At 63.6% G+C, this 819-nt stretch carries 1 protein-coding gene; it reads right to left on the bottom strand.

Annotated elements, in window-relative coordinates; genetic code table 11:
• Positions 1-685, bottom strand: a 685-nt coding sequence (locus AC1D00_RS43475; RefSeq protein WP_477014977.1) for an ABC transporter substrate-binding protein, incomplete at its 3' end; no start/stop codon positions are given.
• Positions 686-819: the final 134 nt, after the last annotated feature.

The raw sequence follows: 819 nt of genomic DNA on the forward strand, positions 1-819 counted from the left end.
TGGTGTCGAGGCCGGCATTGGCAAGGCCGACGATCTTCGCCTTCGAGCTCTGCGCCTGCAGCAGGAAGGAGGAGAAGTCCGAGGAATTGAGCGGCACGCGGACGGAGCCGACCACCTTGCCGCCATTGGCGGTGACGATCTCGCTGGTGTCTTTCTCCAGCGCGTAGCCGAAGGCGTAGTCCGCGGTGAGGAAGAACCAGGTGTCGCCGCCGGCCTTGGTCAGCGCGCCGCCGGTGCCGACGCCGAGCGCGCGGGTGTCATAGGCCCAGTGGAATCCGTAGGGCTGGCAGGCATCGCCGGTGAGACGCGAGGTCGCGGCGCCCACCACGATGTCGATCTTCTTCTTTTCCTTGGAGAGCTCGTGGATCGCGAGCGCGACCGAGGAGGTCGTCAGCTCCGTGATCATGTCGACGTTCTCGACGTCGTACCAGCGCCGCGCGATCGAGCTCGCCAGATCCGGCTTGTTCTGGTGGTCGGCGGTGACGAGCTCGATCTTCTGGCCGAGCACCTCGCCGCCAAAGTCCTCGATCGCCATCTTGGCGGCTTCGACCGACCATTTACCGCCGTAATCGGCATAGACGCCGGACTGGTCGTTGAGGATGCCGATCTTGACGCCTTGCGCGGAGGCCGGCGCTGCCAGCAACAGGGCCGAGGCTGCGACGGCGGCGAGAAGGGCTGATTTCATGTGTTGGCTCCAGCAGTGTTCTGTTTTGAAATCGCGCGGATACTAGTGAAGAACCCCGGGAATGCCCATCCATTGCGTGTTGGTCGTTAGTATGAAGGTGGGGCTACAAAAATGGTGTCGTCCCGGCGAAGGCC

The sequence above is a fragment of the Bradyrhizobium sp. P2_E8 genome, assembly GCF_056403875.1.